Source organism: Meridianimarinicoccus aquatilis (assembly GCF_004358675.1).
In the GTDB taxonomy this organism is placed as follows: Bacteria; Pseudomonadota; Alphaproteobacteria; order Rhodobacterales; family Rhodobacteraceae; genus Meridianimarinicoccus; species Meridianimarinicoccus aquatilis.
In genome coordinates this window covers 40,116-63,225 of sequence record NZ_SMZO01000008.1, presented here as the reverse complement: position 1 = coordinate 63,225, position 23,110 = coordinate 40,116, and the positions used below count along the sequence as shown (strand labels likewise).

At 55.8% G+C, this 23,110-nt stretch carries 17 protein-coding genes; 12 read left to right on the top strand and 5 right to left on the bottom strand.

The window, feature by feature from the left end:
- Positions 1-30 precede the first annotated feature (30 nt).
- On the top strand, positions 31-531 hold the full coding sequence (locus tag E2L05_RS05250; protein ID WP_133341848.1) for a DUF3299 domain-containing protein: 501 nt from the start codon (positions 31-33) through the stop codon (positions 529-531).
- Between the two features lie 26 nt (positions 532-557).
- A complete protein-coding gene (locus E2L05_RS05245; protein ID WP_243721878.1) occupies positions 558-1,034 on the top strand; it encodes a DUF3299 domain-containing protein in 477 nt (158 codons plus the stop codon).
- Between the two features lie 84 nt (positions 1,035-1,118).
- On the opposite strand, the gene E2L05_RS05240 is transcribed toward E2L05_RS05245, so the two are convergent.
- The 5 genes from E2L05_RS05240 to E2L05_RS05220 all read right to left on the bottom strand — a co-directional run bounded on the left by E2L05_RS05240 (position 1,119) and on the right by E2L05_RS05220 (position 7,483).
- Entirely contained in the window at positions 1,119-1,556 is a 438-nt protein-coding gene (locus E2L05_RS05240) for an acyl-CoA thioesterase (protein WP_133341846.1), read from the bottom strand.
- 37 nt (positions 1,557-1,593) lie between these two features.
- Entirely contained in the window at positions 1,594-2,622 is a 1,029-nt protein-coding gene (locus E2L05_RS05235) for an L-idonate 5-dehydrogenase (protein ID WP_133341845.1), read from the bottom strand.
- 312 nt (positions 2,623-2,934) lie between these two features.
- On the bottom strand, positions 2,935-4,461 hold the full coding sequence (locus E2L05_RS05230; protein ID WP_133341844.1) for a gamma-glutamyltransferase family protein: 1,527 nt from the start codon (positions 4,459-4,461) through the stop codon (positions 2,935-2,937).
- 115 nt (positions 4,462-4,576) lie between these two features.
- On the bottom strand, positions 4,577-6,124 hold the full coding sequence (locus E2L05_RS05225) for an amidohydrolase family protein (protein ID WP_133341843.1): 1,548 nt from the start codon (positions 6,122-6,124) through the stop codon (positions 4,577-4,579).
- 405 nt (positions 6,125-6,529) lie between these two features.
- Positions 6,530-7,483 (bottom strand): MYG1 family protein, encoded by a 954-nt coding sequence (locus tag E2L05_RS05220; RefSeq protein WP_133341842.1) that lies wholly within the window; start codon positions 7,481-7,483, stop codon positions 6,530-6,532.
- 263 nt (positions 7,484-7,746) lie between these two features.
- Here E2L05_RS05220 and E2L05_RS05215 point away from each other — a divergent pair, with 263 nt between their 5' ends.
- From E2L05_RS05215 to E2L05_RS05170, 10 genes are all read left to right on the top strand, one after another.
- Positions 7,747-8,307: a helix-turn-helix domain-containing protein gene (locus tag E2L05_RS05215; protein WP_243721877.1), complete on the top strand. Its 561-nt coding sequence runs from the start codon at positions 7,747-7,749 to the stop codon at positions 8,305-8,307.
- An 11-nt stretch (positions 8,308-8,318) separates the two neighbouring features.
- Entirely contained in the window at positions 8,319-10,760 is a 2,442-nt protein-coding gene (locus E2L05_RS05210) for a GcvT family protein (RefSeq protein WP_133341840.1), read from the top strand.
- 27 nt (positions 10,761-10,787) lie between these two features.
- Positions 10,788-13,235 (top strand): GcvT family protein, encoded by a 2,448-nt coding sequence (locus tag E2L05_RS05205; RefSeq protein ID WP_133341839.1) that lies wholly within the window; start codon positions 10,788-10,790, stop codon positions 13,233-13,235.
- A 191-nt stretch (positions 13,236-13,426) separates the two neighbouring features.
- Positions 13,427-14,629 (top strand): TsoY family (seleno)protein, encoded by a 1,203-nt coding sequence (locus E2L05_RS05200; RefSeq protein ID WP_133341838.1) that lies wholly within the window; start codon positions 13,427-13,429, stop codon positions 14,627-14,629.
- 683 nt (positions 14,630-15,312) lie between these two features.
- On the top strand, positions 15,313-16,485 hold the full coding sequence (locus E2L05_RS05195; protein WP_243721876.1) for a PP2C family protein-serine/threonine phosphatase: 1,173 nt from the start codon (positions 15,313-15,315) through the stop codon (positions 16,483-16,485).
- Positions 16,482-16,826: an STAS domain-containing protein gene (locus tag E2L05_RS05190; protein ID WP_133341836.1), complete on the top strand. Its 345-nt coding sequence runs from the start codon at positions 16,482-16,484 to the stop codon at positions 16,824-16,826. The genes E2L05_RS05195 and E2L05_RS05190 overlap by 4 nt, the downstream gene beginning before the upstream one ends.
- Positions 16,827-16,831: 5 nt before the next feature.
- Positions 16,832-17,248: an ATP-binding protein gene (locus E2L05_RS05185; protein WP_164686896.1), complete on the top strand. Its 417-nt coding sequence runs from the start codon at positions 16,832-16,834 to the stop codon at positions 17,246-17,248.
- On the top strand, positions 17,245-20,280 hold the full coding sequence (locus tag E2L05_RS05180; protein ID WP_165971692.1) for a PAS domain-containing hybrid sensor histidine kinase/response regulator: 3,036 nt from the start codon (positions 17,245-17,247) through the stop codon (positions 20,278-20,280). Before E2L05_RS05185 ends, E2L05_RS05180 begins: the two co-directional genes overlap by 4 nt.
- Positions 20,277-21,956 (top strand): DUF3131 domain-containing protein, encoded by a 1,680-nt coding sequence (locus tag E2L05_RS05175; RefSeq protein ID WP_133341833.1) that lies wholly within the window; start codon positions 20,277-20,279, stop codon positions 21,954-21,956. Before E2L05_RS05180 ends, E2L05_RS05175 begins: the two co-directional genes overlap by 4 nt.
- Positions 21,953-23,107 (top strand): acyltransferase, encoded by a 1,155-nt coding sequence (locus E2L05_RS05170; RefSeq protein WP_133341832.1) that lies wholly within the window; start codon positions 21,953-21,955, stop codon positions 23,105-23,107. The genes E2L05_RS05175 and E2L05_RS05170 overlap by 4 nt, the downstream gene beginning before the upstream one ends.
- The last annotated feature ends 3 nt before the right edge of the window (positions 23,108-23,110 follow it).

Here is a 23,110-nt window from a genome sequence, read left to right as displayed (position 1 = left end):
CCAAGTTTGGGGCCCAAGATAGGGATTGTGATGCTTAACCGTAGATCCGCGTTGATGCTTTTGTCGGCTGCCGCCGCCACGCCCAAGGTGGTGTTGGCGCAACCGGCAACGGAAATCACGTGGGACGATCTTATTCCGCAAGGCGTTGCGTATTCCGAGATCATCGGCGAAGGCGAGTTGGATGAAATCAACGATACCTGGAACCCGATCTATGACGCCAACGCAACCAAGCTGAATGACTCTTTGGACGGCGCCTATATCAGGATGCCGGGCTTCATCATCCCGTTCGATATTTCAGCAAAGGGCGTCACGGACTTTATGCTCGTGCCCTATGTTGGGGCCTGTATTCACACGCCGCCGCCGCCGGCCAATCAACTGGTTATGGTCAAAGCGCGCACGCCGTGGCCAGGTGACGAGCTTTGGGACCCGGTTTGGGTCACAGGAACGCTGCGCACGCAACTGCAATCCACCGAACTGGGCCAGACGGGCTACTCCCTCACTGCAGACGAAATGGAAGTCTACGTATGGTAGCTGTGAAACTGCATCGGAGGTCCGTCTTGGGCGGCCTTGTCACATCCACTCTGGTGCCCACACTTGGGTTCGCTGAGGAGGTCATTGATCTGGATTGGGAAGATCTTCTTCCTCAAGACAACAGCTCCGTTCCCGAAATTTTGCGCGGGATCGTGCAGCATGACAACGCGCCTTTGTCCAGCCAGCAGCCGACATCTGCGCAGGTTCGGACAGATTGGAACGGAAAGGTCGTGCGCATTCCCGGTTATATTGTGCCGATTGACTATCGCGGTACCGGGGTCGTTGCATTCATTCTTGTGCCCTATGTCGGGGCATGTGTGCATGTTCCGCCGCCGCCCGCCAACCAGTTGGTTCTGGTGACGACCGATAAACCTTATGAAAGCGTCGGTCTTTTCGAAGCAGTGCAGGTCACCGGCGTTTTTGGTGCCGCGTCTACCTCAACCCAACTTGCCGATATTGGATACGCTTTGTCAGCCGACACGGTGGAGCCGTTCAAAGGATAGCCCTATGGGGCGCGGGTAAAGGCCCAGCGATCCCTCGCAAGCCCGGCCTGCTCGGCGATCCCCCGTCCGTGACAGGCGGGGCGGTTACGTTCCCTCAAAGACGGGCCGCGCCGCGCCGTTCTCATCCAACGCTACAAAGACGAAATCTGCGTCGGTCACTTTCTCGGCCTTTTCCGAATACCTTGGCCGGGCCCAGGCATCGACGTGAATGCGCATCGATGTCCGGCCAACGTTGCGCAAGGTTGCATATAGAGTGACCTCATCCCCGACCTTGACCGGGCGCAGGAACTGCATCGCTTCTACAGACACCGTGGCACCGCGCCCCTGCGATACACGGCCAGCCATGTTCCCCGCCGCGAGATCCATCTGAGACATCAACCAGCCGCCAAAAATGTCGCCTGATGGGTTGGTATCCGCTGGCATGGCGATCGTGCGGATCACCAAAACGCCTTCGTCTTGTTGCCGTCCGTGCGACCCGCGCTGTTGGCCGCGGGCCAAGGTCGTTTGACTGTCTTCGCTCATGATGGAAGTTTCCTAGTGGCGGGGTGTGTGTTCAGGGCTAAAAGGTCAAATTCACTTTGATGGCTTGCGTCCGGTCCCCCGCCATGGCGAAAGCCGCTTCGGCTTCGTCAACGGTAAAGCGGTGAGTGATCAAGGGTGTCACATCAATCCGGCCACTCCGCATCATCTCAACCGCTGTGAAGAACTCTGAATGGAAACGGAAAGACCCTTTGAATTGCAATTCCTTGGCCGTCATGGCTTGCACGGGCAAGGTCATATCGCCGCCGAGACCCAGTTGTGCAATGGTTGCGCCGGGACGCAGCGCCGGTATTGCGCCGGCAAGTGCTTGCGCGACGCCTGTGCATTCGAAAAGAACGTCAAAAAACCCCTTTCCGGCTGAATATGGCTCAAGCGCTTGGGGGTGCTCGGCGGTGTTAAGCGCTTCATCTGCACCAATTGCGCGTGCCGTTGAGAGTGTGAACTCGGTGATATCTGTGGCGACGATATGCACCGCGCCAGCAGCTCGGGCGACCAGAACCGCAAGCAACCCGATTGGTCCGCACCCGGTTACAAGAACGCGCTTTCCCATCAGATCGCCCGCTTGCTTTGCGGCGTGCAGGACCACGGACAATGGTTCTGCCATCGCGGCCTCGCCAGATGTCAGATTGCCAGCATCCGCACATTGTGCAGCGTCGGCTACGACATATTCCCGGAACGCACCCTGAATATGGGGAAAGGGCATTGCAGACCCATAAAATCGCATGTTCATGCAATGGTTTTGTAGCCCTTCGGCACAATATTCGCAGGCGCCACACGGGCGAGACGGGGAAACTGCGACCAACGTCCCGATCTGCGGCTTGGCCACTCCGTCCCCGACGGCTTCGACATGGCCTGAAACCTCGTGGCCAAGGATCATGGGCTCTTTCAACCGAACGGTGCCGAAGCCGCCGTGATTGTAATAGTGCAAGTCAGATCCGCAAATGCCGCCGGCGGCCATTTTTACCAAGACCTGACCGGCCCCCAACTCCGGGACCTCACGTGTTTCAATACGCAGGTCCTTTGCGGCGTGGGCGACGACAACTTTCATGATCGGTCTTTCAACTTAGGGATAGGTGCAGGCCGCGAGCATCAGATAGCTACCACGCTGCGTCAGACATTGTACTACATTTGCGTGGTGTTGATGATAACGATAACAATTCTTCGAAATCAATGCTGCGTTTGACCGACAGAGCCAGCGCACAAAAGGGCTGACCGGCGTACCACGCACAGATGTCGTCGAGACTACGACCCACCTTGTCGCGACCCGTCGGACGTTTTCACCGTCCGAAGACTACCTGCCAGAACTGGGTTCGCTGCGTCGATTACATCATCTATGCACTGGTATCGGTGCAGTCGTGGTCTAACCGCCCCGGGGGTCGTGCGCGCCGTCGATGCTTCCGTCCGACATGATCCGGATCACCCCGGCTTGTCCGGCGAGCGGGCTGTGGGCGGGAATTGTAGCCACGTCGTGCCCCCGATTGGCCAGCGATGCGATCACGTCGTTCCCCAAGTGGGATTCCAATTTCAGGGTGTCATTGCTGTCAGAAAATGTACGGCCCAACAGGAACCGGCCACCATCAAGAGCCTCGCTCGCGGTTCGTTGATAATCAATCAAACGCGTCAAGATCATCGCCAAAGTCTGAGGCTGCCCATCGGCACCTTGAGTGCCGTAAAGAAGGCTTGGTTTGCCACCTTCCAAAGCGATGCCGGGGTTGAGCGTATAAAAGGGGCGTTTGCCGGGGCGGATCGCGTTTGGATGTTCCGGGTCCGATTGAAAAGCAGCACCGCGATTTTGCCACAAAATTCCGGTTTGCCCTGCCACGACCCCGCTTCCCCAGTCAAAATATGTGCTTTGCAGCACGCTTGCACAGCGGCCTTCCGCGTCGACAACCGCAAAGTAAACGGTATCTGCCGGCCGAAAGCGATCCGGCCACGGCATGGCCTCGGGGCCGATTTCCAGGGCACGTGCGGCAAGATAGGTATCATTCAGCTTGTGCGCGATCTGTGGGTCGCAAAAATCCGGATCGGAAAGCGCCTCGCGATCTTGAAACGCCCGTTTGACGGCTTCGACAACAAGGTGCAGATGTTCATCGCTGCCTTCTTGAAGGCTTGAAAGGTCGAAGTTTTCCAAAATCCCCATGATTTGCAATGTCGTTATCCCCTGCGTTGGAGGGGGCGGGGCCAGCAATGTCATCCCGCGATAGTCATGCCTGAGCGGCATTTCGTCCCGCGTTCGGGTGGCGGCAAGATCGGCCAGCGACATGGGTACGCCAGCCGCGTTTAAACCATCGATGATCTGATGCGCCAAGCGACCGTCATAGAAACTGCGCAACCCATCGTTGGTCAAACATTTCAGGCTTTCGGCCAAGTGCGGGTTCGTGAACGTATCGCCTGCGTTCGGGTCGGTCCCGCCGGGCCGAAATAGCGCATCAAATCCTGTCCATTCTGCCGTTTGCCCCGCCCGGAAACTCTGCCAATGGGCTTGCGATGCAGACACGGAAAATCCGGTTTCGGCAAGCGTGATCGCCGGGCCGAGCAAGTCGTCCAGACCGATTGGGCTTGGCCAATGCCGCAGTGCATGCTCCCAACTGTCGACCGCAGCGGCAGTCGTCAAAACGGATCCGGGGCCACGGGTAGGAATTGCCTCGCCAATTGGCGCGGCCTCAATTGCTTGGCCAATTCCCATCAAACACGCCGCGTTCCCGCTGTGATCCGCCAGCATCCAAACGGCATCCCCGCCAAATCCGCAGAAATGTGGATAAACGACGGCAAGAACGGCATTTACCGCCACCGCAGCATCGGCGGCCGTTCCGCCTGCGGCCAGAACGGTTTGCCCAGCCTGGGTTGCCAACGGATGCGGACTGATGACTTTTGTTTGTCCACTCATCGTGAAACGGCCCCGCACACTTGAAGCTGGAAATAGGGAAGAGACCGAAAAAGGGCTGCCTGAGATTGCTCAATGTCCGTGTCAGTCCTGTCGAGAGACGTGCGCATCAATGGTCCTATTCCGTTGGCTGTGCATTGAAACGATAGGGGCGATGCCGGGCATCGTGACCAGCACGGCGAAGATCTTGTTCAAGATGGGGCACAAGAGCGTCGACCATTGCGCGGGCATGCGCCTCTCGCGGTGTTTCTGGTGCAGATAGCGCGTCATGGATTTCCGCCATGACCGCCGCGCGATTGATCTTGGTCACCTTGCCGTCGTCAACGACCATATCGCCCTCAACGAACACTTGTTTTATCGCCGATTTCGTAAGTCGATGCAGCAGGGTATCGGCCACAGGCGTGCGTGGATCTACAAAAGGCCGTTCCATCTTGGCTTTGTCAATCAACACGATATCTGCCTTCATTCCCGGTTCAAGACGGCCAGTTTCGCCTTTGTATCCGACGCTTGCGGCCCCATGCTCAGTTGCTGATTGAAGGATTTGTGCGGCACTAAGACGGTCATTGAACAGTCCAGTGTCACGATGGAGCGCCCAAACAAGCTTCATTTCGGCAGTCATGTCGCGATCGTCAAAGATATTCGATTGATCGATGCCCAAAGCCACGGGAATGCCTTGGGCAACCATTGCATTGACCGGCGCAATGCCGCTGCCAAGGCGCAAACCCGAACTTGCGTTGTGACAGACAGAACACGCGCAATCGGCCAAAATCTCCAGATCGCGGGCGCTGGTCCAATTGCCATGGCCAATGGTGAGGTCAGGACCCAAACAGCCCAACCGACGCAAATGTTCCACTGCCGAACACCCGAATTTCTCTTGTGCGAAATGGGCCTGCCTTTCAGTTTCTACCAAGTGCATATGAAGGTTTGCACCGACATCCCGCGCTGTTTCGAACATCATCTGCAGGCTGTCATCGCTGCACCAGTGCAAGTTTGCCGGGGCAAGGTTCATCCTGACCCGGTTTGGCTCGCGCTGGTGCCACCTTGTCCGCATCTCGCGAAAGAAAGCCATGTAGTCTTGGGGTGGAGTCTTGCTGGCGGACAGGTGTTCGATCACCCAGTCACGCAGCGGCCCTTCCAGTCGTGCAAGCAAATCTGCGTCTGGCCCATAGCCGAACACATTCTGGTCCCGCATCATGAACGAGTACCCGGCGCGCATCCCAATGTCGCCATAAGCGCCCAAGACCGTATCGGTCGTGTCCATCCATTGTTCGTGCCCACCTACCAACCCGGAATGGATGTGATGCACAGTGGTCGTGCCGCTTTCGAGCATTTCAATCGCGGAATACAGCGTGTCCAGTCGCGGCCCGATCTGGCGCATTGCACGAAAGCGAGGCAGCCAAAGTTCGAGTGGCGCGAAAGGAATGCCGCCCATCAAGGGCGTAATTCCGAAATGGTGGTGGCTGTTCACCAAACCGGGAATGGCGATCATGTTGCTGCCGCCGAACCGGGGCAGGGACCCTTTGCCTTTTGTGAGGCAGGCCTGTGGGCCGATCTGCGCGATCACTCCGTCTTTGACGTGGATACTGGCGTCATGTCGCAATTCAGCTTCGCCCGATGCGCCGCGACCACACAAGATGGTGCCAGCTTCGATGATGCATTCAGTCATAGCGCGGGTCTTGCTGAAAATGGCTGGGCCCGAAGGCTCGTTTTGATCGGAAAGCAACGCGCCAAAGCTGGATCCTTGTTTTGCGGGTCTTTATATCATCGCAGCTTGCGGCCCGTTTTTGTCAAAGTTCAAGTTGCAGGCGGCAACCAGCTAAATCTGTTTTAACGTAGAAGCAGATTATGGCGCGCGAAGAACCACACTCAGAACAGAATGCTATCTCTGGCGCGGTTTCTAAACGCGCATGCCGTAGGTTGGGGTGTTGTTGGGTGCGCCCTTTGCAGCCGCGACCGCGTGATCCACGCGGACGAGGTTGAAAACACAACAACCGATCTGCCTGACATTTGACTTTGCCTGCAACGTTCCGCCCGCGCTCGGCATGCGTCAATTGCCGAGCCGTACGCCCGTTCAACGAAGCTGAGCGGCTTTCGTTGTCTTCTCGTCCTGCTCAGCGCTTTCAACAGCGAGTTTGGCCATCGCCAGAATGGCATCGCGGGTCTGTGCCGCAGCTATGAAGCGGCCGTTATGGCAAAATACGGCCCCTTTGACGCCAGACGCGTTTTCCAAGTCTGAGCCCGTCAATCCGGCCCAGTGCGCGGGAAGGTCTGCGCGTTGCTCAAACCCTTCGTCGAATTTACGGATCCCGCCAAGCATCCAGTCCTTGTCGCGCGGGGTGATGACGAACAGGAGGTGATCGGCGCCGGCTTTGACCACTGCCGGGCGGAATGGCATGCCCATTGGCAATTCAAGAACGCGCCCGGTGCCCGTGGTCTGAATGGCCTCATGAACCAAAGCCTCGGCGCGCAGTTTTGCGGCACTGCGCGCGACACGGGCTTCGACGAAGCTGCGGGCAATGCCAACGGCGGTGTGAAATGCGGTCAGTTCCGCATCCGGGTCTTTATTGTCAAAAACCGGTTTCAAGGTTTCAATCAAGCCGGGCAGGGTCAGAGACGACAGGGGCCCGGCTTCGGAGGGGCTGAGCTTGCCATTGTCGACAAGGTCCACAGGCAAGACAAAGCTGCCATCGAAAGAGTTGTGCACTTGGGCAATATCGGCCTGAGGAACATCGGAAGCCCGCAAATATGCCTCGCCAAAGTGTTTCCAGATCAAACCAAACGAACTGTATGGGTCGCCGTCGTCGCGGGTTGGTGCACCGCGTTGGTGATGATCAAAAATCATCCGGTCAGCATCATATGCCCCGCCAACATCATAGATAATCCGATCTTCGGCCGGTGTAATCCACTCGGGCGCGCGACTGCGTACAATTTCTGCATCGGGAAACAGGCGCGTGAGAATAACACTGGAAAGCACTTCGTCGGCGTGAAAGCCGCCGGAATGGGTGACGAGGTACGTAGGGTTCATGAGGAATACGCCGTTTTGCAAGGAGGGATCGCTGATGCGAGGGATGGCGGGAGATAGTCTGGCAGGGCCCCAAGACGCAAGCACAGTTCCCGCATGGCCGATTGCTGCGGTCCTGAAAGTGCATGGAAAACATGCGGTGCGGCTGACGCATGACAAAATTACCTTTAATCCAGTGGCGAAAAATCCGCGTCCGTGAAAAATAGTTTGACTTTTTCACGGGCGGGCGGTGAAAAATGGATTGAAATATTCATGAAGGCTTTCGCGTGACGCAGTCCCTCAGTTCTCTTGGCAGTGACCTTCGGGCTTTGCGCACGACGCGAAAGATGACGCTTGGGCAACTGGCAGAGCGGCTTGGGCGGTCTGTCGGCTGGCTTAGCCAAGTCGAGCGAGACATTTCAACGCCGACCATGTCCGATCTCGAAGGTTTTGCCGCGGCCTTTGAGGTCCCGATTTCCTTGTTCTTCGGGCAGGCAGACGCGCCCGAGGCTGAGCAAGGGCGTATCGTGCGCAAGAACCGGCGCCGGGTCATTGGCGAGCGGGAAAGTGGTTTGACCGAAACGCTGTTGTCGCCCGATCTGACCGACAGTTTCGAGGTTATTCATTCGACCTTTGAGCCGGGTGCTCAGCGCACAGAGATGCTGTCACGCGCGACGCAGGAACTCGCCTGGATCGCGTCTGGAAAACTGGACATCTGGCTTGATGAAGACCGTTTCACGGTGGGTGCGGGCGACAGCTTTCGGGTGCGCGGTCAAAGTTACCGATGGGCCAATCCCTATGCCGTTCCTGCCATCGCAATCTGGATCATTTCCCCCCCTGTTTACTGAGGAGCCTTTTTATGTCCCTACCTGACACAGCACGTGTGGTCATCATTGGCGGCGGGGTCGTTGGCGTTTCAACACTGTATCATCTGGCGCTGGCCGGGTGGACCGACTGCGTTCTTTTGGAAAAGAATGAACTGACAGCCGGATCGACCTGGCATGCGGCTGGCAACTGCCCAAGCTTTTCCGGGTCATGGGCCGTCATGAACATGCAGCGGTATTCCCTCGCTCTCTATCGCGGACTGGCCGAGAAGGTCGACTACCCCATGAACTACAATGTCACCGGGTCCGTGCGCCTTGCCCACAGCGCCGAACGGATGCGCGAATTTGAACGGGTCGCCGGGATGGGACGGCATCAGGGCATGGATCTGAAGATCTGCACCCCGTCCGAGTTGCAAGAGTATCATCCGTTCATGGAAACGCATGATTTGGCAGGCGGTCTTTGGGACCCGATGGACGGCGATATGGATCCGTCGCAACTCACGCAGGCACTGGCCAAGGGCGCGCGGGCCTTGGGAGCGGAAATTGCGCGTTTCACTCCGGCCACCGGGGTTTCCCGCGACAATGGCGAGTGGGTCGTTCATACGGAAAAGGGCGATATTCGCTGTGACGTCGTGGTCAATGCGGCAGGCTACTATGCGCCGCGTGTGGGCGATTGGTTCGTACCTTTTGGGGGGCGGCCCGTTCCGGCCACAGTCATGTCGCACCAGTATTTCCTGACCGAAGCCATTCCCGAGATTGAGGCATGGACAAAAGCGCAGGGGCACAAGCTTCCCATTTTGCGCGATGTGGACAGCTCTTACTATCTGCGACAGGATGTGAGTGCTCTTAACCTTGGGCCGTATGAACGGAACTGCAAGGCGCATTGGCTGACCGACGACGACCCCATGCCCGATGATTTCAGTTTCCAGCTTTATCCCGACGATCTGGACCGGCTTGAATGGTACATAGAGGACGCGATGGCGCGCGTTCCCTTGCTGGGCAGCCAAGGCGTTGCCCGAAACATCAATGGCCCCATTCCATATGCGCCGGATGGTCACCCGATGATCGGCCCGATGCCCGGTGTGCCCAACGCTTTTGAAGCACACAGCTTCACCTTTGGGATCGCCCAGGGCGGCGGGGCAGGCAAGGTGATGGCCGAATGGATCACCGAAGGCCAAACGGAATGGGACATGTGGGCCTGTGATCCGCGCCGCTTCACCGACTACACCGACCCAGCATTTTGTCGTGACAAAGCCATGGAAGTGTATGGCCACGAATATGCGATGCATTTTCCGCACCACGCGTGGCCCGCCGCCCGCGACCGCAAACTGTCGCCAGTCCATGACCGCATCGTTACGCTTGGCGGACAAATGGGCAGTTACAATGGCTGGGAACGAGCGAACTGGTTCGCAAAGGACGGCGACGACACATCTGAAAGCGCGACCCAGACATGGACCCGAAAGGGCCCTTGGCAACAACGGATCAAGGAGGAATGTGAAGCCGTGCGCGATGGCGTTGGGGTTCTGGATCTTCCGGGGTTTTCGCGGTTCGAATTGTCCGGGCCGGGGGCCGCAGAGTATTTGCGCGGCAAGATCGCAGGTGCCTTGCCAAAAATCGGACGCATGGGGCTGGCGTATTTCCCGAATGACCGCGGTCGCGTTCTGACAGAAATGTCCGTTCTGCGGCACGGCGAAGACCAGTTCACATTGATCACGGCAGCCAGCGCGCAATGGCACGATTTTGACGTTTTGAACCGGGATCTGCCTGATGCGCTGATGCTTGAGGATTGCACCCGCGATGTCACGACCCTGATCGTATGTGGGCCGGCATCGCGCGACCTATTCGACCAGATCGCCGAGGCTGATCTGACGTTGGGCTGGTTAACCCATCAGCAGGCCAAAGTTGCGGGGCGGTCCGCCATGTTGGTGCGTGCGTCTTTCGCCGGTGAATTGGGTTGGGAAGTCCACGCATCTTTCGAAGACATGCCGGCGATCTTTGAGGCGGTGATGTCGGCGGGCGCAACCCCGTTCGGGATGTTTGCGCTGAACGCGCTGCGGATCGAAAAGGGCTATCGCGCTTGGAAGGGCGATCTTTCGACCGATTACACCCTTGTTGAGGCCGGGTTGGAGCGGTTCATCAAGTTTGACAAGCGGCAGGACTTTCCCGGTAAGGCGGCCTTGGAAGCCGAGGCGCAGACAGGTCCGAGCAAGCGGTTTGTGACGCTCATCGTTGATGCTGGCGATTGCGACGCGCCTTACATGTCCAACATCTGGCACGAAGATCAGATCGTTGGTGAAACGACGTCGGGCGAATGGGGGTATCGTGTGGGCGCTTCGATTGCGCTTGGCATGGTGCAGGCCGATCTGGCCGTTCCCGGCATTGCGCTTGAGGTTGAAATCTTCGGCACCCGATACAACGCCACTGTCCAACCACACCAGCCGCTTTGGGACCCCGAAAACACGCGCCTTAAAGCCTGACCTTATATTTTTGAAAAGGATGACCCTGTGAGCATTCCTCCCCCTCATGCCCGTGTCGTCATTATCGGTGGCGGAGTCATCGGCGCGTCTGTTGCCTATCACCTTACAAAATTGGGCTGGAACGACGTCGTTCTGTTGGAACGCAAGCAAATGTGCAGCGGCACAACCTGGCACGCGGCTGGCTTGATTGCACAACTACGCGCGTCACAGAACATGACCCGTTTGGCCAAATACAGTCAGGAACTCTACGGCAATCTTGAAGCCGAAACCGGCATGTCGACGGGGTTCAAGCGTGTTGGGTCCATCACGGCGGCGCTTACTGCGGAGCGGCATGAAGAATTATTGCGCCAAGCGTCCATGGCACGAGCCTTTGGGGTCGAGGTGGAGCCGATCACGCCGGACGAGGTTAAGGCAAAGTACCCGCACCTGAACTGTGACGGGGTCACGGGGGGCGTTTATCTTCCCCTCGATGGCCAAGGTGATCCGTCGAATATTGCTTTGGCGCTTGCCAAGGGGGCGAAGCTGCGCGGCGCCGATATTTTCGAGAGGGTGAAAGTGACCGATCTACGCCGTGATGGTCGGCGGGTGACAGGCGTCAATTGGCAAAGCGAAGAGGGCAGAGGCACGATTGCCTGTGATCACGTGGTCAATTGCGCGGGGATGTGGGGCCACGAGGTTGGCAAAATGGCGGGAACCAACGTGCCGCTTCATGCCTGCGAACATTTCTACATCGTGTCAGAAAAGATACCGGGGCTCAGCCAACTGCCCGTCCTGCGCGTACCCGACGAATGCGCTTACTACAAAGAGGATGCGGGTAGCATTCTGTTGGGGGCTTTTGAACCAAAGGCAAAGCCCTGGGGGATGGACGGTATCCCAGAGAGTTTTGAATTTGATCAGCTGCCAGAGGACTTTGACCATTTTGAGCCGATCCTGGAATGGGCGGTCAATCGCCTTCCGATCCTGGCAGAGACGGGAATTCAGACATTCTTCAATGGTCCGGAAAGCTTCACGCCGGATGACGCCTATCACCTTGGGCTTGCCCCTGAGATGGACAATGTATGGGTTGCGGCCGGGTTCAACTCCATCGGGATTCAATCGGCTGGCGGTGCTGGTATGGCGTTGGCCACTTGGATGGATGAGGGCGAAAAGCCCATTGATCTTGGGGATGTAGACATCTCGCGGATGCAGCCATTTCAGGGCAATAAAACCTATCTCTTTGAACGTTCAAAGGAAACACTGGGTCTGCTTTACGCCGATCACTTTCCGTTTTTGCAAAAGACCACCGCGCGCGGCGTGCGCCGGTCGCCGTTTCACGAACATCTCAAAGCGCGGGGCGCGGTTTTTGGTGAACTGGCCGGATGGGAGCGCGCAAACTGGTTCGCAAACGAGGGGCAGAGTGCCGCGTACAATTATACTTGGAAGCGGCAAAACTGGTTTGAAAACAGGGCGCAAGAACACCGAGCTGTCCGAGAAAACGTCGGTATTTATGATATGTCGTCGTTCGGAAAGTTGCGCGTTGAGGGCGCGGATGCCGAGACGTTTTTGAACCATGTTGCGGGCGGCAATATGTCGGTGCCTGTCGGCAAGATCGTCTATACTCAGTTCTTGAATTCGCGCGGCGGGATCGAAGCGGATGTAACGATAACGCGACTATCGGACAGCGTATATTTAGTTGTGACGCCTGCTGCGACCCGATTGGCAGACGAGACGTGGTTGCGCCGCCATGTGGGCGACCAGCGTGTTGTTATCACCGATGTGACGGCTGGCGAAGCGGTTCTGGCCATTATGGGGCCCAACAGCCGAAAGTTGCTGCAAGCCGTGTCGCCGAATGATTTCAGCAACATCGCGAACCCGTTTGGCACGGCGCAAGTTATTGAAATCGGGATGGGTTTGGCGCGTGCTCATCGCGTGACCTATGTCGGGGAACTGGGTTGGGAAATCTACGTGCCCTCTGACATGGCAGGCCACGTGTTTGAAACGGTCAATGCGGCAGGCGAAGCAATGGCCGCGAAACTGTGCGGGATGCACATGATGGACAGTTGCAGGATAGAAAAGGCGTTCCGACACTTCGGGCATGACATCACCTGTGAAGATCATGTCCTTGAAGCGGGGCTCGGTTTTGCGGTGAGCAAAGATAAACCCAGCTTTATTGGCAGTGATGCCGTGCAACGTAAACGCGACAACGGACTGGAACGCCGATTGCTTCAGTTTCGGCTGAAAGATCCTGAGCCACTTCTGTACCATGCAGAGCCAATACTCCGGAACGGAGAGATTGTCGGTCATCTGACATCCGGAAGCTATGGGCATACGCTGGGCGGTGCGATTGGACTTGGATATTTGCCGTGCAAGGGTGAAACCGCTTCGGAATTGCTTGCGTCATCTTATGAAATAGAAGTCGCGGGACGGCGGGTATCGGCCGAAGCCTCGCTGAAACCGATGTATGACCCCAAGTCGGAGCGTGTGAAGCAAGGCTAGGGCGGGGACGTCTCTTTGACTGGAAAGTTTGAGTGGGTTGCGCACAATGCCCCTTGTTTTGCGCGATCTTTCGCTTTTCAGCTCGATCGTGCTTGTTGATCTGGGTCAAATACAAATTCACAAAAAAGAATATGTTGCGGGTCAAAATTCGTCACTGCATCACGCGTGACACGATATTTGGAGAAAGACCAATGTTGGCACCCGACATACGCCCCGCAGAAAAATACTCGCCACTCTATTTTTTGGCCTCATTGGGGGCAGGCGGTCTGACGGTCACGTTCTTCATGTATCTGATGTTCTGGGTGCCGCATCCCGGCAGGCCCGTTCCAATTTTCGAAGATATGCAAACCGTCTTGATGGGCGATACCCTGTCACTGCAAATCGCCGTCGTCGTGGCAATGCTGGGAATCGCTATCTTCGCTTTCATGAATGTAAAATCCCTTTTCTGGAATATGAAAGCGCTGTCTGGTTTCCGTAAAACTGAAGCTTATGCCAAGCTTCGCACTTCGAACGGCGAAACTACTTTGCTTGCGGCGCCGCTGGCGATGGCCATGACAGTCAATGCCCTGTTTATCTTGGGATTGGTCTTTGTTCCGGGCTTGTGGTTGATCGTTGAATTCCTCTTTCCAGCGGCCATGGTCGCGTTTCTGGCGATCGGTGTTTGGGCGCTTCGGCTGATCGGGGATTTCCTCGGGCGCGTGCTGACCAAGGGCGGATTGTTCGATGTCACGGCACACAATTCGTTTGCGCAATTGTTGCCCGCTTTTGCCCTTGCGATGGTGGCCGTTGGCCTTGCGGCGCCAGCGGCGATGAGCACCATGAGTGCCGTTGTCGGCATCTCACTGGTCTTGTCTACGTTCTTTGGCTTCGCTGCGATCCTTTACACTGTTGTTGCATCAGTCACCGCTTTTAATTCGATGCTGCACTACGGAACGGCCCGAGAAGCCGGGCCGACACTGATGGTGATCGTTCCCATTCTTACTGTGCTGGGAATTATGTTCTTGCGGCAGGAACATGGGCTGCACACCACCTTTGATGTGCACACAAGCGCAGGTGAAACGATGGTGTTTCTGGCACGATTGCTGACTGTGCAGATGCTGTTTTTGATGCTGGGAACACTTGTTCTGCTGCGACAGCGCTATTTTGATGATTTCGTCTTTGGTAGCGCCATCTCACCCGGATCCTATGCGCTGGTGTGTCCTGGGGTCGCCATCTCGGTGATGCTTCATTTCTTTGTAAACAAAGGTCTGGTGGCTTCAGGCTTGATCGCAAAGTTTGACATTATCTATTGGAGTCTGACCGGCATCGCGGTGTTTGCCCAATTGCTTATGATTGCGCTTGTTATCCGGCTCAACACTCAGCATTTTGCGCAGGCTGAGGAGGAGTTCGCATAAGAGCCTCGTCTCTTGAGCGCCTTAATGGATCGGCAGACTTTTCGTGAGATTGGTGGCAACCATCGCCTGTGCAGAATAAGCGTTGTAGAACTTTCGGTTTCTCAAGCTGTGATATCTGCCAACTCGGTCGTGTGCCTGAGAATGCCAAGATTCTGAAATGTCTGCCACGCCATTAGAACAGAACGGTTTCGTGACATTTGCGCCTGCTCTGGCGGGCGCGGTTCTTTGCATGGCATGACAGGCCGCCTTTGCGCGTGATGTTGCGATCGGCCTCAGTGCAGGAATTACACCCAGAAAAAGGAAACTCTCATAAAGGGTGTGAAGTAGATGGCCGCTGCTGTGAGGCGCGGGGCCAATTGCCTGTCGGTCCGTAACTCGACGTTGACAAAATATCGCTGGGAACGAGGTGTTTGGCTCAAAAAAAGTAGTTTTGACGCTCCGCATCAACTCAATTTCTACGTGTTAGGTCAGTTCGCGTGGCTTTTTCGCCACGATCCGTCTAGGTTGAAAGGTTGGTGCGATGAGTTTGATCCCATCGTGCCGCAAAAAGTGGATAGCTTGAGGTATATCATATAGAAAAGAGGTGGTTTGCTTATCAATGGAAGGCAGGTTAGCGGGCGAGATACATCCTGCTATCAAACCCTGCCGTTCTTGAAGGCACACCATAGCTGAGAGGAGACATCGTGTTAATTGTTGTGGCCGACGACGATGCTTCGCAGCGAATTTTCACATCGACCGTTCTAAAGCGGCTTGGCCATACCCCGCTAGAGGCCGAAGATGGCGATGTAGCGCTTAAATTGATACAAGACTCAAAAGCACCCATCCTTGTGTGCGATCTCAAGATGCCCGGCTTGGATGGGCATCAATTGACGCAGCAAGTGCGCGCGCTTGACCTTGGCTATTACGTTCACATCGTTATGGTCACGGGCAGGGATCAGGGAGCAGACCGCCGGCTTGCCCTAGAAGCCGGTGTGGATGACTTCATGCAAAAGCCGCTTGATGCGGCGGTGCTAACCGTGCGGATCAAAGCTGCTGCGCGTTTGGTTCAACACGAGGAAGCCCTATCAGAACGTAACCGTATCCTGAACGAAGCCAAGGAGCGGATTGAGGCGGACCTTCATGCCGCAGCCGATGCACAACGCAGGTTGTTGCCAGACCCACGGATAGAAATCCAAGGCTGCCGTTTTACGTCGTCCTTTGTGCCATCTACGTATGTGTCGGGTGATATGTATGGCTGCTTTGATTTGAACCATGAAGCCGTCGGTATCTATGCCGTCGATGTAGCCGGACACGGGGTTCATGCCGCGCTTTTGTCGGTTGCGATAGGGCATCTGGTATCCGCCGACTTCTTTGCCAATTATGCTTTGACGCCTTCAGGCGAGCATGATCCGGCTGCGCTTGTTCGGGAACTCAACGCGCGATTTTACAGCGATGAAGGATCCGACTATTTCACAATGTTCTGCGGCGTATTGGACCAGCGAACCGGGACGTTGACCTATTGCCAAGCTGGGGCGCCGTCGCCGTTCATGATCGCTTCTGATCAGGGCGTGACAGCCATTGGGGACGGCGGGTTCCCAGTCGCTTTGCTTCCGGATTTGGAATATGAAAATGGCACAGTGCAGTTTGAGCCGGGTGCCACGCTTGTTGTGTATTCCGACGGAGCGACAGAAGCTGAAAACGCGGATGGCACCCCGTTCGGTGAAGACAGACTGATGCAGTTAATTGCGGGCGTGGCCAAAGATGACGTGGCCCAGGTTCCCAAAGTCGTCACTGAGGCTCTTACAAAGTGGCGCAGCGGCGACCCGCTTGAAGACGATTTGACAGTATTTACTCTCGAAAGGAGTTCCAGCAAATGATCCAATCGGACATCCATCAAAATGGCATCTGCGTCGTTGTGCCAGGGACCGAGCGACTGACAGCGGCCACTGCAGGTGACTTCAAGTCAGAGGTTTCAAAACTTGTTGACGGTGGCCATGATCGACTGATCATCGATTTGTCAAAAGTCACATTTGTTGACTCCTCGGGGCTGGGCGCGCTTGTGGGCGTGCTCAAAAAAGTCGGCAACCGGGGCGAGATCGTTGTGTGCGCGCCGTCCGACAGTGTCGCGCAAATGTTCCGCATCACTCGGATGGATCGTGTGTTCGCCACATATCCAAACGTCGCGGACGCGCTAAAGACATTGCAAGGGCAGGGATGAAACCAATGACCTTCAGTATGGCGGCCAAAATCGACGACGTCGATCCGATGGTGTTGCAGCTGAAGGCCATTGCGGAAACAGTGCTGGACCCGGACCGGGTGGTTGCCTTCGAAATTGCGATCTCTGAGGCGCTGACCAATGTCGTACGTCATGGGATGATCGGACGAGAAGACGAAAGTGTCGCGATCGATTTGCAGCCAAAAGACGACGGTCTGGTCGTGGTCATAAGCGAAACGGGAACACCGGTGCCGCCTGAATTGATTGCGAACATCAGCGATCTGGACGACTTGGACCAATTTGCAGAGTCCGGACGAGGGATTGCTCTCATTAAGGCATGCGCCGACAGTCTGGAATACGCTTCCGAAAACGGCATCAACCGCTTGTTTTTGCGTTTCTCGAATTCGACGGAGTTGGAGAAGTGAAACCCAATGAGATGCGGCATGGATGGCGAGGTCAGGTTATCACCATTGGGGTCGCCATTGTCGTTCTGGGTGTAATTTCAGCCTTGGCCGTGGCTCCGATCTTGTTGAAAAACAATCTTGATACGGTGAATGCGTCTGCCTTGCGCAGTGAATTGTTCTCGCTTCATCTGGCGCTCGACGATGCGCGGGCCGCCGCAAGCGACAGGCTTGAAGGCACACCTGCAGCTGACACGCCGTTGAGAGAACGCAGCCAACTCTTGCTTCACAGGGTTCGTGTCGTTCTTGCCTATCCTGGGGCGACCGAAAACTTGCCGTCGCGGGCCGAAGATCTAATCCGTTTGGAGCGATTTCTTGAAAGTCGGCTGGACGCAATTGAAGGGTCAAGCGAGCAAGTAGATCTCGGGTTTACCAATTTGGCCCGCACCGTCCAAACGGAGGGTGCGAACCTTGATCGCTATGTCCTTGATGCGATGCACAGACTCGGGCGTGTCGCTTCGATGGAACGGACCCGGATCGAAGAGTTAAGCGTGCTTGGGCAACGTTTCGCTCTTTTTCTTCTAGTTCTGGGGATGATAACTCTTGCGACGCTTTGGTTTCAACGGCGCGAATTGAGCCGGACATGGGACACATTGCAAACCGCTGTGACAGAATTGGCCGAGGCGCACCGCATCGCCCATATCGGTACGGTACGTTGGGATTTTGAAAAGGATCTTGTTACTTGGTCCGACGAATTCGCGCGCATTTATGGTCTGGAACCAGATGGCCAAATGGACGGAGAGCGTTTTCAGCAATTGTTGGTGCCGGAAGATGTGCCCAAGGTTGTTGCCAGCGAGAAGGAAGCCTTGGCCCGGTCAGCGGTCAGTGGCAAGCCTGAACCACGCTTTGTGAGATATCGCGCATATCGGAGCGATGGCGCCATCTTAGAACTCGAGTCGCAATCCGAATTGCTGGCAAACGCGGCGGGCGAGCCGCTTTTGATGGTCTCGACCGTACGGGATGTTACCGCAGAGGAGACAGCTAAACGCGCGTCCAGCGAGAGCGAACGCCGCCTAGCTGCGGCGCAACGGATTACGAACCTTGGCAGTTTTCGGCGCAACATCAAAACGGGGCAACGGGTCTGGTCAAAAGAACTGTACCAAATGCTTGGCCTTGATCCGACGAGTAAACCGATGTCTCTGGAAGAAATCGTTCATCCAGATGAAGTTGATCGCATTACCAGCATGATGGCGGAGCTTATCCAGCCCGGCGAGCCGCTGAGCCGAAGAAGGCAAGAATTTGATACCAAGTTTGTTGTGACGGACGGTGGCTTGTTGGTTGTGCGCGGCACGGTTGAAGTGTCGTTTGATGAAAACGGCGCGCCTGATTCCTTAACCGGAGCGTTGCGTGATATTACAAATGATGTGAAACGCGAACAGGCTTTGCGCGCTGCATTGGAAGAAGCCGAACGCGCAAATGAAGCCAAAAGTCAGTTCCTTGCCATAGCAAGCCACGAACTGCGCACCCCAATGAATGGTGTGATGGGTATGCTGGCGGCGCTGGAAAATACGGAGCTGACCAAAAGCCAACAGACGAATGTCGACGTAGCCATGTCGAGCGCAAATTCTCTGATGACCATTCTCAACGACATTTTGGACATGTCGAAGATCGAAGCTGGTCGGTTGGATATACAACCTGAACCGTTTGAGCTGGCGGTGTTGGTTGAAAGTGTCGTGAAACTTCACTCGCAAAATGCCCACGCCAAAGGTCTTAGCTTGACCTATGACATCGACAATAACGTGCCGGAGTGGGTGAACAGCGATGAAGGGCGATTGCGTCAGATCCTTGTGAACCTCGTCGGAAATGCTGTGAAGTTCACTCTGAAAGGCGGTGTTCGCCTGTCTGTTGCAGCGGTCTCCGAGCAACAAGGCGAAAAAATCCGGCTGCGCTTTTCCGTTTCTGATACCGGGATCGGGATTCCCATGGAAAAGCACGATCAGGTATTCGAGAGCTTCAATCAACTTGATGCGTCATACACGCGGCGTTTCGGGGGCACCGGGCTTGGCCTGTCCATCAGTCAAAGCCTTGCCAAGTTGTTAGGGGGGACGCTCAGTTTTGAAAGCAAAGTTAACGTAGGTTCCACATTTAGTTTGGAATTGCCCGTTAAGCTCGCGGAACATGCAAATGTCGATCAAGCCACCGAGGCTGAGGCATACCTCGCGCCCATGCGAATTTTGGTGGCAGATGACAACTCGATCAATCTTGTCGTTGCCGAGTCAATGCTGGAGATCCTGGGGCAAAGCGGCGATTTTGTCGAAAACGGCCAAGAAGCTGTAAGCGCAGCGGAAACCAAGCATTACGATGTGATCCTTATGGATATTTCCATGCCCGTTCTTGATGGGCTGGAAGCGACGCGGCGTATTCGGGCGCTTGGCGGTGATTATGCCGATATTCCAATTCTGGCGCTGACTGCGCATGCCGGTCCTGATGAGAAAGCCAAGTGCGTGCAGGCTGGATTCAATGACATACTGACCAAGCCTGTCTCACGCGCCGTGCTGAGAGACACGCTTGTGCGCTGGCAGACCTTAAAGGCTGCCTCTGACGCGACTTTGCCTCCATCGGAGCCAGAGACTGGTGCAATTGATCCAAATCACGGCGGCGATACGTTTGACGAGATTCAATCGCTACAAGCCGCGATTGAAGAGCTGGCGGCGAACCTAGGTGAAGAGGCCGTCCCGGATATGCTTGGAGCAGGCGCAAGCGACTTGGATCGCCACATCGCAGTCATCGAAGCGTTTTGCACTGGGACAGCAGAAGACGATGCTGCGCTCGAAGGATCCTTTCATTCCATTGTTGGCATAGCCCGCCTGTTTGGATGTCCCGTTTTGGCAGAAAAGGCGCGCGCACTGGAAACAGCAGACAAACCACCAAAACCAAACGACCCGGACATTGCAGACGTGTTGCAGCAAGTGTCGGGACTTTGTGTCCAATTGAAATCTCGTTTTCAAAAAACGGAAATGAACGAGCCGCACTTATCTTCGGGAGTAGATACATGAGACATGAAAGCATTCTAAGAACGCTGGTTCTTGGTGTCGGAACGTATTTTCTAGCCGGGGTCTTGAATGGCGCCGATGCCCAAGAAGCTCCGAACCCGAACGCCCCGATCAGTTTGCCGGCTCTGTCAGAGCTGTTGATAGATAATGACTTGCCGTCTGAACCGATCTCGCCAACCTCGGATAATCTGGTCGGCACCCATTTCGGACGACATGGCCCATTAACAGATCGGGAAATGGCCATGGCCGAAACGGCGTGGCAATATTTCGTGAAACGGTTCCAGCCTGAGACGGGGCTTGTCAACGCCGTGGGCTCCTATCCGTCCACAACCCTGTGGGATACGGCGTCATATATGAGTGCGTTGGTCGCTGCACGTGAATTGGGCATTATCGATAAACGCGAATTCGACCGCCGCGCCACATTGCTGATCAAGACGATGCGCAATCTGGACCTTTTTCGGGGCGAAGCGCCTAACAAAGTTTACAACACACAAACCGGGGAAAAGGTGAACTACGCGAACAAACCCGGCGAGGTCGGTTTTTCGGTGTTGGACATCGGTCGCTTCATGGTTTGGCTGAAGATCATCAAAGAACGCTATCCCTATTTGGCAAACGCCGTCGACAGCGTGCCATTGCGGTGGAATTTCTGCAAAATGGTCAACGAAGACGGGCGGCTTTTCGGTACAATTCTGGGCGGAAACGGCGAAACCCGTTATGTTCAGGAGGGCAGGCTGGGTTACGAAGAGTACGCGGCGAAAGGTTTTGCTCTTTGGGGTTTTGACGTCGAAAAAGCGCTTGCGCCGGAGCCGATGGCTTATACGCGCATCTATGGCGTTGATGTACCCTATGACGGCCGCGATCCCCGCATCTTTCACAACCAGAACTATGTTTTGACCGAAAGCTATCTTCTTGATGGTTTGGAGTTGGGCTGGAACCTTCCAAACGATCCGCGTGTGCGCCCAGGCGTTGCCAGCCACGGGTGGCGAGCAGAATTCGCCCAGCGGATTTATCTGGTTCAGCAGTACCGATTTGAGCAAACCGGCATCATGACCGCACGCTCAGAGCATCAGGTCGATGGCAAACCATACTTCGTCTATGACTCGATCTTTGCGGATGGGTATTCATGGAATACTCTTGACCCAAGCGGCGTCTATCAGCCCGACCGGGCCGCGGTAGCCGCAAAAGCGGCTATCGGCATGTGGGCCTTGTGGGATACCCCGTACACCGACCTTTTGTTTGAATCGGTGGCCGACCTATCCACTGCCGATAGTGGTTTCTACGAAGGCGTGTACGAAAATGGCAACGGGTTTATCCCGCTTCAGACGGCGAACAATAACGGCATCATATTGGCGGGGCTTCTTTACAAAGCCCAAGGTCCGATCTTGCAACTTCGGAACAAAAATACCCAGGTCTGGGACATGGCGTATTCGGAAACCGATGTGCGTGAACTGAAGTGCTTGCCAACCCCGTTGATCCAAGAAGTTGCGTGTTGCGATTGTCAGAACCTGCCTGAAATAGAACCAACTGTTCCTTTGTCAGAGTTCAAATATTGCCGCCCAATCCCGGAAGAGACTGGCATTGCAGCGACGGATTGCCGCCCGGAAGAGCATAACCTACCGCTTCCAGAACCTGTCATCATTCTGCCCCAATCGTGCCGTGCACAGGTAACCTTCCAGTGAGCGCAGCAGAAAAACCCCGTCTGGTCTGGTTTGATGCAAACCGTGTTTGCGCCGCTCTGGGCGTGGTGCTGATCCATAGTACAACGGATTTTTCAGGGGGCATCTTTCCCGACGCAACAACGGGCGAGCGTTTCGTCCCGGTTTTCCTGCGCTCGGTGGCCGAGTTTTCCGGCTCTGAGATGTTCTTCATGTTCTCGTTGTTCCTGATGGCGATGCGCGTCGACCGTCACCGGCCGGGGTATTTCCCGGCCTTGGGCGAACAGGCCCGCCGCCTCTTGGTCCCCTTCGCGGTCTGGACAGTATTTTATGCGTTCTTCCGATTGCTGAAAGCGGATGCATTCAATTATGCGCCGTATATCTGGGGGCAACTCTCGGATTGGAAGATGTGGGTCAGCTACTTTGTACTGGGCAAGTCGCAGTATCACATGCACTTCCTTCCCACACTGTTTGCGTTGTTCATGTTCTTCCCCGTTATGCGGCTTGGAACGCGCTACCCCATTCTAGGAATTGCGCTTTTTGCAACCTTGGGTGCGATGAACCATATTCAGGCATATATCTGGAGCCTTGGCCTCGATCCGCTGCTGCGCGATTACCTCGTCCGCTTTACCAAGGTGATGGGCTATGTCGGCTACGGGTTGGCGGCCTTCGCGCTCTATAGCCTTTGGAAAGACGGGATCCCGCGCGGTGAGTCCAAGTTAATCCGCAAAGGCGGCTTCTACTTTGCTGCGATGGCGTACATCGCCACCCTGCCGTTCTTCGGGGTCGCCCTGTTCACTGGCCATTGGGGCGTCCGGGGTGGATGGGATTTCTATGGGCATTTTCTGATGCCTCTCCTGATGTTTTGCTTGTTCATGGGCGGTCAGTACCGCAACTGGTCACCGCGCTGGAGCCTGCTGGCGAAATACACGTTCGGTGTCTATCTGGTGCATCCCCTCGTGATCGATGTTTACGACGTGTTTGTCGTGACAACCGGTTTGTCAAAAATGATGGACCCATGGCTGATCGTGACGTCCCGCTACGCATTTGCATTGCCCGGATCGTTCTTGCTGGCGATAGGTATCGGAAAACTGAAGGCAACGGCTTGGACCATTGGCTTGGGCCCGGCGCCGTGGGAATGGCGGCGCAGCTCAGTCGTGCCGGGAGCAAAATAACGT